This window comes from Nocardia crassostreae, assembly GCF_001613405.1.
Lineage (GTDB): Bacteria > Actinomycetota > Actinomycetes > Mycobacteriales > Mycobacteriaceae > Nocardia > Nocardia crassostreae.
This window is the reverse complement of the sequence record NZ_BDCH01000030.1, coordinates 65,033-81,313: the sequence shown is the minus strand read 5'-3', so window position 1 is coordinate 81,313 and position 16,281 is coordinate 65,033. Positions and strand designations below refer to the sequence as shown.

At 67.4% G+C, this 16,281-nt stretch carries 19 protein-coding genes and 1 pseudogene; 7 read left to right on the top strand and 13 right to left on the bottom strand.

Translation table 11 applies throughout. The features are described 5' to 3' along the window. Positions 1 to 73: 73 nt before the first annotated feature. The 6 genes from NC4_RS30285 to NC4_RS30260 all read right to left on the bottom strand — a co-directional run bounded on the left by NC4_RS30285 (position 74) and on the right by NC4_RS30260 (position 4,759). Complete coding sequence (locus tag NC4_RS30285; protein WP_084529918.1) at positions 74 to 877, bottom strand: class I SAM-dependent methyltransferase; 804 nt, start codon at positions 875 to 877, stop codon at positions 74 to 76. Between the two features lie 101 nt (positions 878 to 978). After that, a complete protein-coding gene (locus tag NC4_RS30280) occupies positions 979 to 1,773 on the bottom strand; it encodes a class I SAM-dependent methyltransferase (protein WP_067545025.1) in 795 nt (264 codons plus the stop codon). Further along, complete coding sequence (locus NC4_RS30275) at positions 1,770 to 2,681, bottom strand: amidohydrolase family protein (RefSeq protein WP_067545216.1); 912 nt, start codon at positions 2,679 to 2,681, stop codon at positions 1,770 to 1,772. The genes NC4_RS30280 and NC4_RS30275 overlap by 4 nt, the downstream gene beginning before the upstream one ends. A 29-nt stretch (positions 2,682 to 2,710) precedes the next feature. Next, positions 2,711 to 3,316 carry a TetR/AcrR family transcriptional regulator gene (locus NC4_RS30270; RefSeq protein WP_157555318.1) on the bottom strand — a complete coding sequence of 202 codons (606 nt, stop codon included), beginning with the start codon at positions 3,314 to 3,316 and terminating at the stop codon, positions 2,711 to 2,713. Positions 3,317 to 3,370: 54 nt separating this feature from the next. Continuing rightward, positions 3,371 to 4,390, bottom strand: a complete 1,020-nt coding sequence (gene add, locus NC4_RS30265; protein ID WP_245722029.1) for an adenosine deaminase — start codon at positions 4,388 to 4,390, stop codon at positions 3,371 to 3,373. Positions 4,391 to 4,480: 90 nt separating this feature from the next. After that, positions 4,481 to 4,759: a hypothetical protein gene (locus NC4_RS30260; RefSeq protein ID WP_067545016.1), complete on the bottom strand. Its 279-nt coding sequence runs from the start codon at positions 4,757 to 4,759 to the stop codon at positions 4,481 to 4,483. A gap of 138 nt (positions 4,760 to 4,897) precedes the next feature. On the opposite strand from NC4_RS30260, the gene secG reads away from it, so the two are divergent. Further along, positions 4,898 to 5,131 carry a preprotein translocase subunit SecG gene (gene secG / locus NC4_RS30255; protein ID WP_067545013.1) on the top strand — a complete coding sequence of 78 codons (234 nt, stop codon included), beginning with the start codon at positions 4,898 to 4,900 and terminating at the stop codon, positions 5,129 to 5,131. Between the two features lie 161 nt (positions 5,132 to 5,292). Further along, positions 5,293 to 5,979, top strand: a complete 687-nt coding sequence (locus tag NC4_RS30250) for a DUF1361 domain-containing protein (RefSeq protein WP_067545213.1) — start codon at positions 5,293 to 5,295, stop codon at positions 5,977 to 5,979. A gap of 41 nt (positions 5,980 to 6,020) precedes the next feature. Here NC4_RS30250 and fadD8 read toward each other — a convergent pair whose 3' ends face one another. Genes fadD8 through NC4_RS30235 form a run of 3 tightly spaced genes read right to left on the bottom strand, consistent with a single transcriptional unit; the run spans position 6,021 to position 9,742 of the window. Continuing rightward, a complete protein-coding gene (gene fadD8 / locus NC4_RS30245) occupies positions 6,021 to 7,628 on the bottom strand; it encodes a fatty-acid--CoA ligase FadD8 (RefSeq protein WP_067545010.1) in 1,608 nt (535 codons plus the stop codon). 31 nt (positions 7,629 to 7,659) lie between these two features. Then, positions 7,660 to 8,856 carry a thiolase C-terminal domain-containing protein gene (locus NC4_RS30240; RefSeq protein ID WP_157555317.1) on the bottom strand — a complete coding sequence of 399 codons (1,197 nt, stop codon included), beginning with the start codon at positions 8,854 to 8,856 and terminating at the stop codon, positions 7,660 to 7,662. Between the two features lie 37 nt (positions 8,857 to 8,893). After that, positions 8,894 to 9,742 carry an SDR family NAD(P)-dependent oxidoreductase gene (locus NC4_RS30235; protein ID WP_067545006.1) on the bottom strand — a complete coding sequence of 283 codons (849 nt, stop codon included), beginning with the start codon at positions 9,740 to 9,742 and terminating at the stop codon, positions 8,894 to 8,896. Between the two features lie 54 nt (positions 9,743 to 9,796). On the opposite strand from NC4_RS30235, the gene NC4_RS30230 reads away from it, so the two are divergent. Further along, positions 9,797 to 10,771 (top strand): alpha/beta hydrolase, encoded by a 975-nt coding sequence (locus NC4_RS30230; protein WP_245722028.1) that lies wholly within the window; start codon positions 9,797 to 9,799, stop codon positions 10,769 to 10,771. A 6-nt stretch (positions 10,772 to 10,777) separates the two neighbouring features. On the opposite strand, the gene NC4_RS40660 is transcribed toward NC4_RS30230, so the two are convergent. After that, positions 10,778 to 10,933, bottom strand: coding sequence for a hypothetical protein (locus NC4_RS40660; RefSeq protein WP_157555316.1), 156 nt, complete (start codon positions 10,931 to 10,933; stop codon positions 10,778 to 10,780). A gap of 78 nt (positions 10,934 to 11,011) precedes the next feature. Beyond that, positions 11,012 to 11,767: an MSMEG_1198 family transcriptional regulator gene (locus tag NC4_RS30225; RefSeq protein ID WP_245722027.1), complete on the bottom strand. Its 756-nt coding sequence runs from the start codon at positions 11,765 to 11,767 to the stop codon at positions 11,012 to 11,014. 210 nt (positions 11,768 to 11,977) lie between these two features. Between NC4_RS30225 and NC4_RS30220 the strand changes: the two genes are divergently transcribed. Continuing rightward, a complete protein-coding gene (locus NC4_RS30220; protein ID WP_067545003.1) occupies positions 11,978 to 12,784 on the top strand; it encodes an LLM class flavin-dependent oxidoreductase in 807 nt (268 codons plus the stop codon). A 39-nt stretch (positions 12,785 to 12,823) separates the two neighbouring features. Here the strand turns inward: NC4_RS30220 and NC4_RS30215 are convergent, their stop codons facing one another. Then, positions 12,824 to 13,822: an alpha/beta fold hydrolase gene (locus tag NC4_RS30215; RefSeq protein WP_067545001.1), complete on the bottom strand. Its 999-nt coding sequence runs from the start codon at positions 13,820 to 13,822 to the stop codon at positions 12,824 to 12,826. 92 nt (positions 13,823 to 13,914) lie between these two features. Here NC4_RS30215 and NC4_RS30210 point away from each other — a divergent pair. Then, positions 13,915 to 14,496 (top strand): annotated as a pseudogene (locus tag NC4_RS30210) (helix-turn-helix domain-containing protein). A gap of 4 nt (positions 14,497 to 14,500) precedes the next feature. On the opposite strand, the gene NC4_RS30205 reads toward NC4_RS30210, so the two are convergent. Next, entirely contained in the window at positions 14,501 to 14,881 is a 381-nt protein-coding gene (locus tag NC4_RS30205; RefSeq protein WP_067544998.1) for a VOC family protein, read from the bottom strand. Between the two features lie 102 nt (positions 14,882 to 14,983). Here NC4_RS30205 and NC4_RS30200 point away from each other — a divergent pair, with 102 nt between their 5' ends. Continuing rightward, positions 14,984 to 15,280 (top strand): hypothetical protein, encoded by a 297-nt coding sequence (locus NC4_RS30200; protein ID WP_157555315.1) that lies wholly within the window; start codon positions 14,984 to 14,986, stop codon positions 15,278 to 15,280. Further along, positions 15,277 to 16,281 (top strand): phosphotransferase family protein, encoded by a 1,005-nt coding sequence (locus NC4_RS30195; protein WP_067544992.1) that lies wholly within the window; start codon positions 15,277 to 15,279, stop codon positions 16,279 to 16,281. Before NC4_RS30200 ends, NC4_RS30195 begins: the two co-directional genes overlap by 4 nt.

Here is a 16,281-nt window from a genome sequence, read left to right as displayed (position 1 = left end):
CATGATGGTGTGTTCTGCTGCTGCGACCTGGCGGGTTCGAACAGGCTTGTAAGCGGCAGTAGTGACGGCTCGCTCAGAGAGTGCGGCGGGCCCATGTGCGGACCGTTGGCGGGGCGAATAGCCAATGCTGTTCGTTTTCCAGCTCGGTCTGGGCTGCGGCGATCACTTCCGGGGCGACACCGAGGGTGACCAAGGTGTTGTGGGCCTGTTGCCAGGTCAGGTTCCACATGCGTGCCATGGGTGAGGCTCCGCGGAAGATCGGGATGTCCGCCTCGGCGTGGATATCGACGAGCCCGAGTGACTCCAAGTGGGTGGGCAGGGTTCGGGCCCATGATTGGTTTGCGCCTGCGATTTCGGTCGAGTGGGCGAAGGCGCGCCAGACTTCGCCGAATGCGCCTGGCATTTCATCGGGGACGCCGAGGCCGTCGCCTTCCTCGAGCATGAGAACGCCGCCGGGTGCCAGTGCGCGGGCCAATCGGTCGAGGACGATGTCTCTGTCGGCAATGTGCAGCAGGACGAATCGGGTGTGGACGAAATCGAATGCGCCTTCGGGGATGTCGTCGGAGACGAGGTCGAGGTGGGCGACTTCGCCGCCGAGGCTGGGCAAGTCGGTGAGGTGGCGGGGGTCGGCGTCGACTGCGAGCACTCGACCGGTGGGTAGTACCGCACTACACAGCCATCGTGCGAAGGAGCCGCCGCCTGCTCCGGCTTCCAGGCACCGCCATCCTGCACGCACACCCAGTCGTTGGGCGAGCGCGATACTCGGCGAGTCGTAGGCTGCGCCGAGTAGGGCAAGGCGTTCGTCGGCGAACTCCCATGCGTTCGGCAGCGTGTAGGACGGGTCATCCGGCGAGGAGATTGGTGAAGACCAGTTCATGCCCAGACGCTAGGCCCGGTGTCATGAGCCGAGGGGTGGTTTGCGGGTCTTCCCCGGTGCCGAGTGGTCGAATGCACACTGCTCCGCATGGCAGCCAACCTTCAGGCCGATGTCGCGCGGCACTGTTCGGGGAGGTCGGTGATGAGGAGCCGGTACCCGAGATCCAGCTGTGGGCAGTTGCGCAAGTGGTTGTAGCGGCGTTCCCATTTCCCGGTTTCGAGGTCGGCTTGCAGTCTCGACAGTCCTTGCTGCAGTTCGTGTTTCGGGGTCAGCGCGAGCATCGACATGCCCGCTCGGACGGTGGGGTCGAGGTAGGCGTGGGGGCGGCGCCAGAAGGCGCCGCCGAACCCGTCCGCGCAGTCGTGCGGGATGGGAACGGGACGGACTGTCACCTTGCCGAGCAGCGAGACCAGTCTGGTGATCGGGACGGCCAGGGCTGCGTCGGTGCGCGCGGCGGCGGGGAGGTAGTCGCGCAGCAGCCAGAACCGCTGGAAGACATCGTGATCCCAGGTGAGGATGACCACGCGGCGGCGGGCGATGCGGCGCATTTCGGCGATGCCGCGGTCGAGGTCGCTCCAGTGGTGGACGGTCAGCACCGCCAGCGCGGCGTCCACGGCGCCGGACCGTATCGGGAGGTGCTCGGCACGAGCTCGCACCGTCGGCGCTGCGCCGGGCGCTCGTTGGGCGATCATGATGTGGCTGGGTTCCACCGCGACGACGGTGTGTGCCGGTTCGTAGGACCCGGTGCCCGCACCGATGTTCGCCACGGTCGCCGCGCCCCGCAATGCCTCGTCGATGACCGCGGCGATGCGTGGATCGGGTCGGCGCGTGCGGGCATAGGTCTGCCCGGTCCGGTCGTATCGAACCCGCGTCGGCGTGGGCCGCGGTGGGATCATCGGGTGATGCCCATGAGACTCGCAGCGTTGTCCCACAGCCATTTCCGAGTGATGTCGGGTGGAATCGGCAGTGCGCGCATCTCTTCGAGGAGCTCGGCGGGTGGACGGTTGATCAGGAATGCGCCGGTGCCGTAGACGACCTTGTCGGCGATAGTGGTCGTGCCGTAACGCACCAGCGGTTCCCACCCCGCCCCCGGCGCGGTGAAGTACCGCGGCCGGTGTGCGCCCAGCTCGAGGTAGACGTGGGGATGTTTCCATGCGATCAGGCAGGCTTCGAGAACCCACGGGTAACCGGCATGGCTCATGATGATCGTCAGATCCGGGAAACGGCAGGCGATATCGTCGATGTGGCGGGGATGGCCGAGGTCGGATGGGCGAGTGCGGGTCCAGTTGTGCGATCTGTGGATGCTGACCGGAACGTCGAGCTCGACGCACGTGGCGTAGAACGGGTCGCTGGCGGGACGGCCGATCATGAACGGGCGCAACGACAATCCGCGGAATCCGCGTTGGGCGATCCAGTAGTCGAGGTCGGCGACGGCGCGATCGCCCGCGAGCACGTCGGCTCCGGCGAAGGCGATGAACCGGCCCGGATGCCGTTCGACCAGCGCGCCGACGATATCGTTGGCGACGAATGTCGTACCGCAACTGGTGCGTTCGTCGAAGCCGGTCACCATCGTCCAGGCGATTCCCGCGTGGTCGAGGTCGGCGAGGATCTGCTCGTCGGTGCGCGCCAGACTCGGCGCGGTGGCCGCGTATTGCTCGGCGGTGATGTCGAGGCCGGTGAATACACGCAGGTAGGCCAGCAGCTCCGCGGGCAGATTCGCCGCGACATGGTCCATGACCTCCCGAGTCGGCACAATCGGCGCCCACATATCGATCACCGGGGTCTTGGCGGCGGGGTTGGACAGTCCGCTCATGATTGCCGCTCCTTTCTGGACTACCCGGACAGGGATCGCCAGGCCGCGGCGGACAGTTCGGCGGCCGCGTCTACCGGTGAGAATCCGATCCGCCCGGCCAGCCAGTGCCGGGCCAGCTCCTGGCTCGGTCCGATCCACAATGCGGTCACCACCTCCGTCGGCAGATCGCGTAGCTCACCGGCAGCGACGCGCGGTCGCATCCACGCGCGCACCGCCGTGAAGAAGCGCCGATTGATCCGCCGTAGTTCTTGTCCGGCCGCATCCCCTCCACCCGGGTCGCGGCCGAGCAGGAAGATGAACCTGGCGAGGTCGGCGTGCTCTGTCACCCATGTCAGGTGGTGGGTGACCGCATCCTCGACACCGTGCCGAGTCGACGACGCGGATCCGAGCACGTTCACGAAGCCGTCCTGGTAGTCACGCAAACCCTCGGCGTACAACGCGGCTGCGATTGCCTCTTTGCCGCCGGGGAAGTGGTGGTAGATCGAGCCGACGCTCGCGCCGCTGCGGCGGCGGATCTCCTCGATCGACGCGCCTGCGACGCCGTGCTCGGCAAACGCGGCCAATGCCGCGGAAAGGATCTCGCCGGGGCGGGACCCGGTCATCAGGACGGTCTCGGTCCGAGCCACCCCGTTAGAATAGCATTCTAGAACGTGATTCTAGAAGGGCTCTGATCGCCGACATCATTCGAAGTCGCGGACGTAGTCGTCGATCTCGCGCAGGTAGTCGTGGAGTCTGGCGGTGGAGATCCAGGATGCGCGGAAGGAGTTCTTGGCCAGGGTGGTCAGCTGGTCGAGGGTGAGGTCGGCGTGGGCGGCGAGGGCGGTGTAGTTGTCGGCGGCGTACGCGTCGAAGTAGGCGGGATCGTCGCTGTTGACGGTGACGAGTAGGCCGCGGTCGAGCAGGGTGCGGATCTCGTCGGATTTCATCTGCTCGGTGACGAACGAGTTCGAGACCGGGCAGCAGGTGAAGGCCGTGCCGCGGGCCGCGGCCAGGTCGATCAGGCGCTCGTCCTCGATGATGTTGGTGCCGTGGTCGATTCGGTCCACGCCGATGTCCTCGAGGGCTTGGCGGATGTGCTCGATGGAATCGACCTGGTCGATATCGCAGTGCATCGTCAGCTGGAATCCTTCGCGGCGGGCGCGCGCGAAGACGGCCGCGAACTTGCTCGGCGGATTGCCGCGCTCGTCGGAATCGAGTCCGACCCCGATGATCCAGTCCTTGTACGGCAGGGCTTCCAGCAGCGTGGCCATGGCGTACTCGGCGGAGTGGTCGCGAAGGAAGCACAGGATCAGTTCGGCGGAAATCCCGAATTCGCTGCGCGCCTTGATGATCGCGGCCCGATACCCGGAGATCACCGAGTCGAACGGAACACCGCGGCCGGTGTGCGCCTGCGGGTCGAAGAACATCTCGACATGCCGGATGCCGTCCCGGTGGGCGCGCGTCAGATAGTCGAACGCCAGATCGGTGAAATCCTGAGGCTGCTGCAGCACCTGCATGGCCGGGTAGTAGACCTGCAAGAACGAGGTCAGATCATGAAACTTGTAGGTGGCACGCACCTCGTCGACGGACCGCTCGGCGAGGTCGATCCCATTACGTTGCGCCAGACGGAATTTCAGCTCCGGCTCCAGCGTCCCCTCCAGATGCAGATGCAGATGCAGTTCGGCCTTCGGCAAACCCGCGATGAACCTCGTACGGTCCACATCGATCATCTCCAACCCGCTTCCGGACGTAGTGACGATTCCATGCCACCTACGGTATGCCCGGACAGCGCCGGGCGATGGCCGGTTCGGTCAGCGGGGGAAGGCCGGTGGCGAGGTGACCGTGGTCAGGGAGGGGACATGCGGTTTGATGAGCACGGGAAAGGACGGACCGCCGGGGCTGACGGGGGTGGTCGGTTCAGTGGAGTCCCAGAGGTATGCGACGCACCAGAGAACTATGAGGATTGCGGTTGCCGCGCCGAGGATGGCGCGCACCGAGATATATGCCGTGATCACGAATCCGAGTACTGTTTTCGCCTGCTGGCGCACGTGATTCCAACGCTGCCTCGCCGGTACGGTCTCGTCGGCCATGGCTCCTCCAACACCGGTACGCGTGCTGGTCGTATCGTTGTGCGCTCGGTCACCATTACAAGGCGACCATCGGCCGGAGCGCGGCTACGAACAGGGTGGATGCGGCCGCGAGTGTGACCACCGCATAGAATCTCCGGAGTGCGCATGTTCCTGGATATCCTCCTGATCATCACCAGCGTGTTGCTGGTGCTGCTGGTGCTGTTGCACCGCGCGAAGGGCGGGGGTCTGTCCAGCCTTTTCGGTGGCGGAGTGCAGTCCAGCCTGTCGGGATCCACCGTCGTCGAGAAGAACCTCGACCGCATCACCATCTTCATCGGTGTGATCTGGCTGATCTCGATTCTCGGCATCGGGCTCGAGATCAAGTTCTCCTGACGCGCTGAATACAGACTTACGACCGGGCGCCGCATGACTGCGGCGCCCGGTCGATGTATGCCCGAAACCCCGTGGACGATTCGTGTGGGTTTCGTGTGGATCGGGGCCGGGAGCGGATAACCGGGGGCGGATCGGGCCGCGACGTGGGCATGATGATCGGCATGGACTTGGTGGATGCGGTGGCGCCGAGCCTCTCTGGGGTTCTGAGCCGCAATTTCTTCTGGTTGGCGTGGAATACGATTCTGGCGTGGATACCGGTGGCGTTGGCGCTGCTGGTGTTTCGGGCGGGCACCGTGAAGCCGGGGCGGCTGCCCGTATCACCGGTGTGGTGGGCCGGGGTCGGGCTGATCGTGCTGTTCCTGCCGAACGCGCCCTATGTGGTGACCGATCTCGTGCATCTGCGCTACGACGTGCACGCGGTCGGCGACGGGCCCGTGGTGAGCACGGTGCTGCCGGTGTACGGGGCGTTCATCGCCTCCGGATTCCTCGCCTACTACCTGGTCCTCGCCGAGATGGGGCGGTTCCTGGAGCGGTCGGGGCTGTCGGCCTGGCGGCTGCCGGTGACGATCGCGGTCCATTTCCTGTGCGCCATAGGCGTTTTCCTCGGCCGCTGGGTGCGGCCCAACAGCTGGGAGCCGGTCGTGGAGCCGCGCGGCACGGTCGAACGCGTCTTGCTGGCGCTGACATGGGAGTACGCGCCGATTCTCATTGCGGTGATGTTTATCGCGACGGCATTGGGGCACTTCGTGACTCGTGCGGTGGTGGAAACAGGAGTCGCCAGCGCCCGCCGGGGCGCGGCCTGGCTGCGCACCCTGCGGGCGGCTCCGCCCCGTGCCGAGCAGGCGTGATCGAGGTTGTTGGGGCCTCGATCACGCCTGCCAGCGGGTGATCAGGCCAGGCCCAGGCGTTCCTGAGCGATCACGCGGACGGCCTTCTTATCGGGCTTGCCCAGCCCGGTGAGCGGCAGCTCGTCGATGACGAGGACATGCTTGGGCACCTGTACCGAACCCTTGCGCTGCTTCACGGCCTGCTGGATCTCGGCGGTCACGGCGTCCACGGCGGCCGGATCGGCGGCGGTCTCCGGATCGAGCACCAGCACGGCGGTGACGGCCTCGCCCCAATGCGCGTCGGGCACGCCGACGACGGCCACATCGCGGACCTTGGGATGTTCGGAGACAACGTCTTCCACCTCGAGCGGGAAGACGTTGAACCCGCCGGTGACGACCATGTCCTTGCTGCGGCCGACAATGAACAGGAACCCGTCCTCGTCCTGCCGCGCCAGGTCACCGGTGCGCAGCCACCCGTTCTTGAAGGTGTCCGCGGTGACCTCGGGCAGATTCAGGTACCCGGCCGCGAGCAGCGGCCCGGACACACAGATTTCCCCGACCTCACCGGGGGCGACGACATCGTCCTTGTCGTCCAGCAATGCCACCCGGATCGCGGTCGACGGCCGCCCGCAGGAGGTGAGCCGCTCCTTGTCGTGCTCGTCCTTGGCGAGATAGCTGATGGCCATGGGCGCTTCGGACTGCCCGAAGTACTGCGCGAAGATCGGCCCGAACCGATCGATGGCCTCCTGCAAGCGATTCGGATCGATGGCCGAGGCGCCGTAGTACACCGTCTCCAGCGAGGAGAGATCCCGCGTCCGCGAATCCGGGTGATCCAGCAGCGCGTACAGCATGGACGGCACCAGCATGGTGGCCGAGATCTTGTGTTCCTCGATGGCGCGCAACACTTCTCCGGCATCGAAGCGCGGCAGCACCACGCACTGCCCGCCCAGCAGCACCACCGGCAGGAAGAACGCCGCGCCCGCATGCGACAGCGGCGTGCAGATCAGGAACTTCGGATGTTTGGGCCATTCCCATTCCGACAGCTGGATCTGCGTCATGGCCGACATGCACTGCGAGGTGCCGATGACACCCTTCGGCTTGCCGGTGGTGCCACCGGTGTAGCTGATGGAGATGACATCGTCGGGCAGCAGATCGGCGGCCTCGACCGGCTGCGGCGCGTACCCGTCGGCCGCGGCAAGCAGGTCGATGCCCACATCGGCGAGCGCCTCCGGCACCGGGCCCAGTACCAGCACCTTGGTCAGCCCCGGCACCCGGTCGACCAGATCCCGTGCGCGCTGCACGAACGCGGGCACCGGATCCAGGATGAGCGTCGAAATACCGGCGTCGGCAAGCACATACGCGTGATCGTCCAGCCCGCCGATGGGATGCAGCGCGGTGCGCCGTGAGCCCACGATCTGCCCCGCGCCAATGGTGAACAGCACCTCCGGGCGATTTAGCGCGAGCACGCCCACCGGCGTGCCGGTGCCCACGCCGTGCGCGGCGAAGGCGGCGATATAGCGGCTGATGGCGTCGAGCACCTCACCGCCGGTGAGGACGGCGTCGCCGAGGGTGAGCACCGGCCGATCGCGGTGCCGCCGCAGTCCGGCGACCAGCGCGTGGCCGTTGTGCACGGGCATCCGCAGCCGGGTCTCGGGATCGATTGTGGTCATTGCGTTTCCAACTCCCTGCGAATAGTGGCTGTCAGAGCGTGCCGACGGCGTACAGGGTGACCACCACCGCGCCGCCGAGACCGAGGTTGTGCGCCAGCGCGGTGCGCGCGCCCGCCACCTGCCGGTCGCCCGCGAGTCCGCGCAGCTGCCAGGACAATTCGGTGGCCTGCGCGAGTCCGGTGGCGCCGAGCGGGTGGCCCTTGGAGATGAGGCCGCCGGACGGATTCACCACCCAGGCGCCGCCGTAGGTGGTGGCGCCGGATTCGGCCAGCGCCCCGGATTCGCCCTCGCCGCACAGGCCCAGCGCCTCGTAGGTGATGAGCTCGTTGATGCTGAAGCAGTCGTGCAGCTCGATCACATCGACGTCGTTGATGCCGATTCCCGCGGTGGCGAACACCTTTCCGGCCGCCGCGCGGGTCATGGGCGCGCCGACCACATCGATCATGGATCCGGTCGAGAAGGAGGTCGCGTCGTCGGTGGCGAGCTCCTGCGCGAGAATCTCGATCGCCTGCCCCTCGAGCCCGTGCTCGCGCACGAACTCCTCGCTGACCACCACGGCCGCGGCCGCGCCGTCGGACATGGGGGAGCACTGCGAGCGGGTCAGCGGCCCGTACACCGGCTTGTCGGTGAGCACCTGTTCGAGGGTGTACGCATCCTGGAACTGCGCCAAGGGATTCCGCGTCGAATGCTCGTGGTTCTTCACCGCGACCGCCGCCAGCTGCTCGGGCGTGGTGCCGTAGCGCTTCATGTGCTCGATGGCGGCATTGCCGAAGAACTGCGTGGTGATCGGCGCCTGGCTGAAGTCGTACTGCTCGCGCATGACCTTCAGGTGCGGGTCCACGGTGGTGGCCTTGGGCTTGGTCGCCGGTCCGGCCATGGATTCCTTGGTCATCTGCTCGAAGCCCACCGCCAGGGCGACATCGGCGATCCCGCTGCCGACCCATTCGCGGGCCAGCATCAAGGCGGTGGATCCGGTGGCGCAGTTGTTGTTCACATTGACCACCGGAATACCGGTCAGGCCGATGTCGTAGAGCGCGCGCTGGCCCGCGGCCGAGGGCTGGAAGACGTAGCCGACGGCGGCGCGCTGCACCCGGTCGTAGCCGATGCCCGCCTCGCCGAGCGCACCGCGCACGGCCTCACCGACCATCTCCGGATAGGTCCACTCGCGGGAGGCGATCTTCACGAACGGCGTCATGTGCACGCCCACGACGAAAACGCGTCGCATCACTGTTCTGTACTCCTGTTCTCCGGGAACGTCTTCGGGTTTAGTCGGCGCGCGGGACGCGCCCGTCGATATCGGTGAAGCCATAGATTTCGGCGAGATCGGCCACCTTCCAGGCCGCGCCGCTGCGCGCCTTCCGGTCGGGATCGGCGGCCAGGGCCACCACCGCGCGGCCCGGGAAGCGGGGCGATTCGGCGGCGGCCAGGTCGAAGGTGCCCTCACCGGGCAGGGTGACCAGGCGGCGGCCCTGGTCGTCGGCCGGAACCAGTTGCAGCAGTTCGGTATCCACAATGCCGGGCCACAGCGAGACCGCCGTCACGCCGGTCTCGGCGAGGTCGTGCGCGAAATCGGCGGTGAGCCGGTCCACCGCGGTCTTGCCCACGCCGTAGACGGCATTGTGCATATACCGTTGCGCCCCGGGCGAAGACACGTTCACGATCAGCCCGCCCGCGTCGATCAGCAGCGGCGCCGCGAAAACGCTTGCCACATAATGTGATCGCACCCCGATGTCGAATGTCTCGTCCCACGCCTTGGGCGGCACCTCCCAGAACTTGCGGCCGAGCCAGCGCGCCGCGGCGGGGGAGTTGTACACATTGTTCACCAGCACATCGAGCTGCCCGCACTCGTATTTCACCCGCTCGAACAGCTTCTCCACCGCCGCGTCGTCGCGGTGATCGCACACCACGGCGACGCCGGTCCCGCCGAGTTCGTCGATCTCGGCGGCGGTGGCGTGCACCGTCCCCGGCAGGTGTCCGGGCGTGGTGGTGCGCCCGGTGACGAAGACGGTCGCACCCGCCGCGCCCAGCTCCAGGGCAATGCCCTTGCCGATACCGCGGCTGGCTCCGGTCACCACCGCGACGCGTCCGGCGAGAATCTTGGGTATTTCGCTCACGACCTCTGGACACTACCTTGAAATAGGAACGTGTTCTAGAAAACGGAGGCAGCAGTGGAGCTGACGCACAGGATCGTGGACACCGGGGCGGTCCGCATGCACGTAGCGGACCAGGGCGAGGGCCACCCGGTGATTTTCTGCCACGGGTTCCCGCACACCTGGTTCATGTGGCATCGCCAATTGCCCGCCGTGGCCGCGGCCGGTTTCCGCGCCCTCGCCCCCGACCTGCGCGGCTACGGCCGCACCGACGCCCCCGCCGATCCCGAGGCGTACACCAATGAGGCCGTCATCGGCGACCTGCTGGCGCTCCTCGACGATATCGGCGCCGACCGCGCCGTCTTCGTCGGCTTGGATTTCGGCGCCCAGCTGGTCTGGGAGCTGTCCCTGCGCCACCCCGACCGCGTGGCGGGCGTCGTGGTCCTGAACAACCCGTTCGCCCCCCGCCCGCCCCGCGCCCCCTCGGCCTTCTGGACCAAGGCCGCCGAACGCCATTTCCTCCACCTCTCCTACTTCCAAACCCCCGGCATCGCCGACGCCGAACTGTCCGCCGACCCGCGCGGCTTCCTGGCCCGCGTCTACTACTCCCTCAGCGCCGACTACCACTACCTCGACACCTGGAAGAACCCGCCCGGCCTCGGCTACCTAGACGTCCTCCCCCAAGCCCCCGCCCTCCCCTGGCCCTGGCTCTCACAACCCGAATTCGACACCCTGGTAGCGGATTTCGAACGCACCGGCTTCACCGGCGGCCTCAACTGGTACTGCAACCTCGACCGCAACTGGGCCCTCACGGCCGCCTACGCCGACGCCAAGATCGAAGTCCCCACCTACTTCCTCTACGGCGAAAACGACCCGGACATGGAAGGTTTCAGCGGCCGCGACCCCCTCGCCACCCTCCGCGCCAACGTCACCGACCTCCGCCAGGTCCGCGAAGTCCCCGCCGCAGGCCACCTCGTCCAACTCGAACGCACCGACGCCGTCAACGACTTCCTCCTAGCCGCCCTCACCGACCTCGACCTGAAGCCCTCCTGAACCGAATCACGGCCGGGTCAGCAGGCGCCAGCAGATCCGGGCGACGATGACGGTGGCGGTGAGCAAGACCAGGAAAAGCACGACCCGCCACTGGTCGGCGCTGTTGCTCGTGCCGGTGAATGCGGCCTCGCCGTAGAGGAATGCGGCATCACGCAGTGACATTCAAGCATCGGGGTGATGCGGGGCATTGATACACGCCGAGATTCGCCTGGTTTCGGATTTGTTCGGCAAGGTCTTGCGTCAGAAGATCCATTGCGGGGGTGGGGCCAGGGGTTGGTCGTCGGCTCGGACCAAGTCGGCGTAGCCGTTTCGGCGGCACCAGCTCACGAGGTAGCGGGAGTGCATTCCACACCAGCGGTAGACGGAGGCGAGGGTTAGGGGGAGGGAGGGGTCGTGTTCGCCTCGTTCGATGATTAGTGGGCCTAGGTAGCTACTGGTCACTTTGTTTGCGGTGTTCAGGCCGACGGCGGCGGCGCGGGCGAGGGCGGCGGCGTCGCCGACGCGGCCGGCGGCGATGACGCCTGCCATTTTTGCGGCGGTGATGCCGCGGCGGCCTTGGAAGTATTCGTAGAGGGGGCGGACGGGCTGGGGGTCGACCGGGGGAATTCTTCGTTTGCCGGAGGCGGTGGCGTGCAATATCGGGAGCAGTTCATGGGCATTCATGGATTTGCTGACGACCCCGGCCACGGCGGGGGAGAGCAGGGCTTCGTCCAAGTGGTCTTGTTCTATTCGATAGCCGTGTGCGGCAACCAATATCGGGACGCGGGGATCCATGGTGGCGAGGAGTTCGACGACGTCCAATCCGTCGAAGCTGTATTCGAGGTAGGGGTTCGACCAGATGAGGTCGGCGATGACGACATCGAAGCGGACACCGGCGGAGACGGCCGCGAGGACCTGGCGGCGGTCGGCGGCGGTCACGACTTTCGATGTTTTACCGCTCTGGTGCAGTGTTGCCGCGAATGCCTGCCCGGCAGCCGCGGCGATCAGAATCCTCATCCCTGCCCCGCATGCCGTCCTCGCGCGAAGGCCCACCACGAGTCGCCGCGACATCAGATGATTCTCGTTCGGCACCGCGCCCGCCAGGCGTCGCGCGGTTTTGGCACTGCACGTCAGAGCGCGGGCACCACGCGGTAGCGCCGCACCGATGAGTTTCGGGCGGATCCGTCGTCGGTACCTCCGGAGAGATCGAACGACAGGAGTTCGCATATGACGAGACCGTTCCGGTTCGGGGTCGTCGCCCCGCTCAGGACCGATGTGCCGACGTGGCGTGATCGCGCGCGCCGCATTGCCGATAGCGGCTATTCGACGCTGCTGGTGCCCGATTTCCCGCAGCTGCAACCGGCGCCGGGTCCCATGCTGGCCACCGTCGCGGCCCTGACCGATCTGCGGGTGGGCACGTGGGTGTACGCCTCGCCGCTGCGCCCGTCCTGGCTGACGGCGTGGGAGGCGCACTCGCTGTCGCTGGTGACCGACGGTCGCTTCGAGATGGGCATCGGTACCGGCAGACCGGGAATCGAGGACGAGCTGCGCGACAAGGGACAGCCCGGCGTGCCGCCGCCGAACGAGCGGCTGGCGCAGGTCCGGGAGGTCGTCAAGACGCTGCGCGATCTCGACGGCCCCGACCTGCACACGCCCGTGGCCATGGCGGTACTCGGCCCGAAGGCCCGGGCACTGGCGGCCGAGGTCGCGGATACGGTCACGTTCCCGCTGGGCGATATGCCCCGGCGCGAAGTCGCGCGGCTGGTCGGCGACTTCCGCACCGACAGGGATATCGAACTCGCGCTCGCCGTGCCGGTGATCGGTGACGCGGTCGCACCGCACATGGCGCGCCCCGACACCGATACCGCCGCGTTGTGGGCGGCGGACTCACTGTCCGCCCTTCCGGATGATCCGGCCGCTGCCGCCGAGGAAATTCAGCGGCGGCGGGAGGAGATCGGCTTCTCCTACTTCATCTTCGGCGCCGACCACGCCGAAAGGTTCGCTCCGATCGTCGCCGAGCTGAGCGGCCGGTGAGCGCCGATACCGCCCGGCGACCCGAGCCGGGCGGTGTCCTCAATCGAGGAAGCGCAGGAGTTCCGCGGTGACGAACTCCGGATTCTCTTCCACGAGCCAGTGGCCCGCGCGCGGAACATCCACGGCCTGACCGATATTGGTAATGCGCGGGGAAACGGTCGCTCGGACCGCGTCGAGCTGGCCCTGAGCGGTCATGAGCAAAGTCGGGATACCGGTCGGCGCCGCGGCGGTGGTGTCGCGAACGTCCTGGTCGAGGGCGCGGTAGAGCTCGAAACCGCCGGACAGCGCCTCGGGTTTGCTGTAAGTGCGTGCGAATTCGGTGATTTCGGCGTCGGTGAACGGAGATCGATCCGACCTGCCGCCGAAAGCTGTTCCGCCGAAAGCGACCTGGGGGTAGAACAGCGCCAGGTAATCCCGGACATCGTCACCGACCACGGTTTCGGGAACGCGCGGCTGGGCGTGGAAGGCGATGTGCCAGCTCAGCGAGCGATAGGTGGCGGCATCGATCGCGGGACCGGGAAGCGGCAGGTCGAGGTAGCCCAGACGGGCGGTGTCGGCCGGGAACTGGGTGGCGTACTGGTAGGCGACCGCGGCCCCGAAATCGTGGCCAATGACGCGCGCGTCGCGCACTCCGAGCCGGTCGGCGACCAGCGTGTGGATGTATCGCGCCAGCGTGGCCTTGTCGTAGCCGGTCGGTACGCCGGTGCTGTCGCCCAGTCCGGGGAGATCGATCGCGTACACGGTGTGGCGCTCGGCGAGCGCGGGCATGATCGGCCACCAGCCGTACCAGGTCTGCGGCCAGCCGTGAATCAGAACGACCGGCGAGCCGCTGCCGCCGGTCACATAGTGCATACGCACGCCGTCGACATCGGCGAACTCGTGCCGGAACGTGCCCTCGAACGCGGGGTCGTCCTGGGTGACGGCGGCGTACGGGGCGATATCGGGGGTGCCGGGGGAGCAGGCTGCGGCGCCCATCGTGATCAGGAGGGTGAGCACGACGGTCGCCACCGCACGTGCGTGCCGGGTTGCGGTGATCATGTATTCCTTTGCTGGAGACGGGATCGGCGGCCAGTCTCGCCCGCCGCGCCACCGCTTGGCACGCGATCTTGCGGTTCCGGCAAGATCGGCTCATGGACCGCGAAACCGACGATGTGCTCGACGCGGTGGTCCCGCGGCTGCGCGCCCTGCGGCGCGCCCGCGGCATCACCCTGGCCGACCTCGCGACACTGACCGGCGTCTCGGAGAGCACCCTGTCCCGTTTGGAGAGCGGACAGCGCCGGGCGACCCTCGAACTACTGCTGCCGCTGTCGCGTATCTACGACGTCCCGCTCGACGACCTCGTCGGCGCCCCGCGCACCGGCGACCCCCGCATACATCTGAAGCCGATCAACCGCTTCGGCATGATCTTCGTGCCGCTGTCCCGCCGCCCCGGTGGCGTCCACGCCTTCAAGACGATCATCCCCGCGCGCCCGGAGCCCCTGGAACCGACGCCGTAGACCCACGAAGGCGTCGAATGGCTCTACGTCCTCAACGGCCGCCTACGGCTCGTCCTCGGCGACCGCGACCTGACATTGCCGCCCGGCGAGGCAGCCGAATTCGACACCTCCATCCCGCACTGGCTGGGCAGCGCCGACGGCGGCGCGGTCGAACTCCTCATCCTGTTCGGCCTGCAAGGCGTGCGATCACACATCCACGCCGATCCACACGGCTGAACGCCTACACCGCCTCGACTCGCGCCCGGAGCAAACAGAATTCGTTCCCCTCGGGATCGGCGAGCACATGCCAGCTCTCCTCCCCGGTCTGCCCGATATCCACCTTCCGCGCCCCCGCCGCCAGCAGCCGCGCCAACTCCGCATCCTGATCCCGATCGGTGGCATTCACATCGATATGCAGCGGCAACTTCCCTCGCCGAGGCTCATCGCTCCGGCTGAACACCAGCGTGGGCTGCGGACCTCCGAACCCGACCCCGGGCGGCCCGATCTCCAGATCATCCCCATCCCACCCGATCTCGACATAGCCGAGCACCTCACACCAGAATTCCCCCAGCCGTTGCGGTTCGACACAGTCGATGACCAGTTCGGTAATCCTGCAAGCCATTCCGCGACCCTAGCGGCACGAGCAACGAGATGTTCCCGGAATCAGGGCTGTGCCGGGTAGTGGCGTGTAATGCTGGGCGCGATATCCGATCAGGGGGTCGCCGTGCAGAATCGACCGTCGGCAGCCGAGTTGCTGGAGGCACTGGCCGAACTGCTGGAGGGCACGTTGCTGCCCGCCTTGCCGCCCGCGCTGCAGCATCGAGCCCGGGCGGGGGCGAATCTGGCCAGGATCGTCGGGCGCGAGGTGGAACTCGGAGCAGAGGCGAGGCTGCGGGAGAGCGAGCTGCTGGCGACGGTGCCCGAGGGGGACGAGCGGGCGCTGTGGGAGGCGCTGACCGAAGTCGTGCGTGCCGATCTGGCGATCGCCAAGCCCGGGTACGACAGGTGGGAAGGGGAGTGAACGCCGATCCCGCCGGGGGCTTGGGCGAGTTTCTGACGGAGACGTTCGGCAGCCCGGTGCGGGTCGGCGGCGTGGAGTTTCTGTCCGCGGGTGCGCGCAGGCGGAATGTCGCCTTCACCGCGGCGGTCGAGGGGGCGGGGGAGCGCAGGCTGGTTGCGACGATCGTTCCGGCCGCGGTGCAGATCATGCCGGTCGAGACCGAGGCGGGCGTGCGGGAACTGGTTCGCGCACACGGTGTTCCGGTGCCCGAAGTGGTGGCGGTGTGCGGTGACTCCGGGCGTCTCGGTGAACCGTTCGTTATTTCGGAGTTCGTGGCCGGAGAGACCGTGCCGCGCAAGGTGTTACGGCTCATTGCGAGCTCCGGGAATGCCGAGGCGGTGGCGCGGCAGTGGGGTGCGGCGATGGGCAGGCTGCATACCGTCGATCCGGCCGCGCCGCCGCAGGCCGTGCCCGCTGCGGGCGCCGATCCGGTCGCGGGTACGTTCGCGGAAGCCGAGGCGGGCGTGCGCGCGCTGCTCGCCGATTGGCCGGTGTTCGCTATGGCCCTGCGGTGGCTCGAACGCAGGCTTCCGGATCCGCCGTCCCGTACCGCATTGCTGCACACCGATTTCCGCAACGGCAATCTCATCGTCGGCGCGGACGGACTGCGCGCCGTCCTGGATTGGGAAGGCGCCCAGAGCTTCGGCGACCCGATGCGCGATATGGCCTGGCCCGCCCTGAGCATGTGGCGCTTTCACGAGGACGCCGAGGAGTTCGGCGGTTTCGCCGACCGTACGACCTTCGTTCGCGGTTACGAATCCACGGGCGGCGTCTTCGACCTGGACCGGTTCCGCTGGTGGAAGGTCATGGGCACGCTGGCCTGGGGTGTCGGGCTGGCTTCCCAGGCCGCCGCGCATCTGGACGGCACCGTGCGCGACATCGTCATGGCGGCCAGCGGCCGCCGCGTGTCGGAGATCGAATGGGATCTGCTCATGCAGATCCGGCCTGACGCGAAAGCCTAG

Bases quoted from the DNA above. Each gene is read 5' to 3' on its own strand.
- NC4_RS30250 (WP_067545213.1), top strand. From the start codon at position 5,293: ATGGACTTGGTGGATGCGGTGGCGCCGAGCCTCTCTGGGGTTCTGAGC.
- NC4_RS30225 (WP_245722027.1), bottom strand. From the start codon at position 11,767: ATGAGGATTCTGATCGCCGCGGCTGCCGGGCAGGCATTCGCGGCAACA.
- NC4_RS40660 (WP_157555316.1), bottom strand. From the start codon at position 10,933: ATGTCACTGCGTGATGCCGCATTCCTCTACGGCGAGGCCGCATTCACC.
- NC4_RS30215 (WP_067545001.1), bottom strand. From the start codon at position 13,822: ATGATCACCGCAACCCGGCACGCACGTGCGGTGGCGACCGTCGTGCTC.
- NC4_RS30260 (WP_067545016.1), bottom strand. From the start codon at position 4,759: ATGGCCGACGAGACCGTACCGGCGAGGCAGCGTTGGAATCACGTGCGC.
- NC4_RS30220 (WP_067545003.1), top strand. From the start codon at position 11,978: ATGACGAGACCGTTCCGGTTCGGGGTCGTCGCCCCGCTCAGGACCGAT.
- NC4_RS30280 (WP_067545025.1), bottom strand. From the start codon at position 1,773: ATGATCCCACCGCGGCCCACGCCGACGCGGGTTCGATACGACCGGACC.
- fadD8 (WP_067545010.1), bottom strand. From the start codon at position 7,628: ATGACCACAATCGATCCCGAGACCCGGCTGCGGATGCCCGTGCACAAC.
- NC4_RS30205 (WP_067544998.1), bottom strand. From the start codon at position 14,881: ATGGCTTGCAGGATTACCGAACTGGTCATCGACTGTGTCGAACCGCAA.
- NC4_RS30285 (WP_084529918.1), bottom strand. From the start codon at position 877: ATGAACTGGTCTTCACCAATCTCCTCGCCGGATGACCCGTCCTACACG.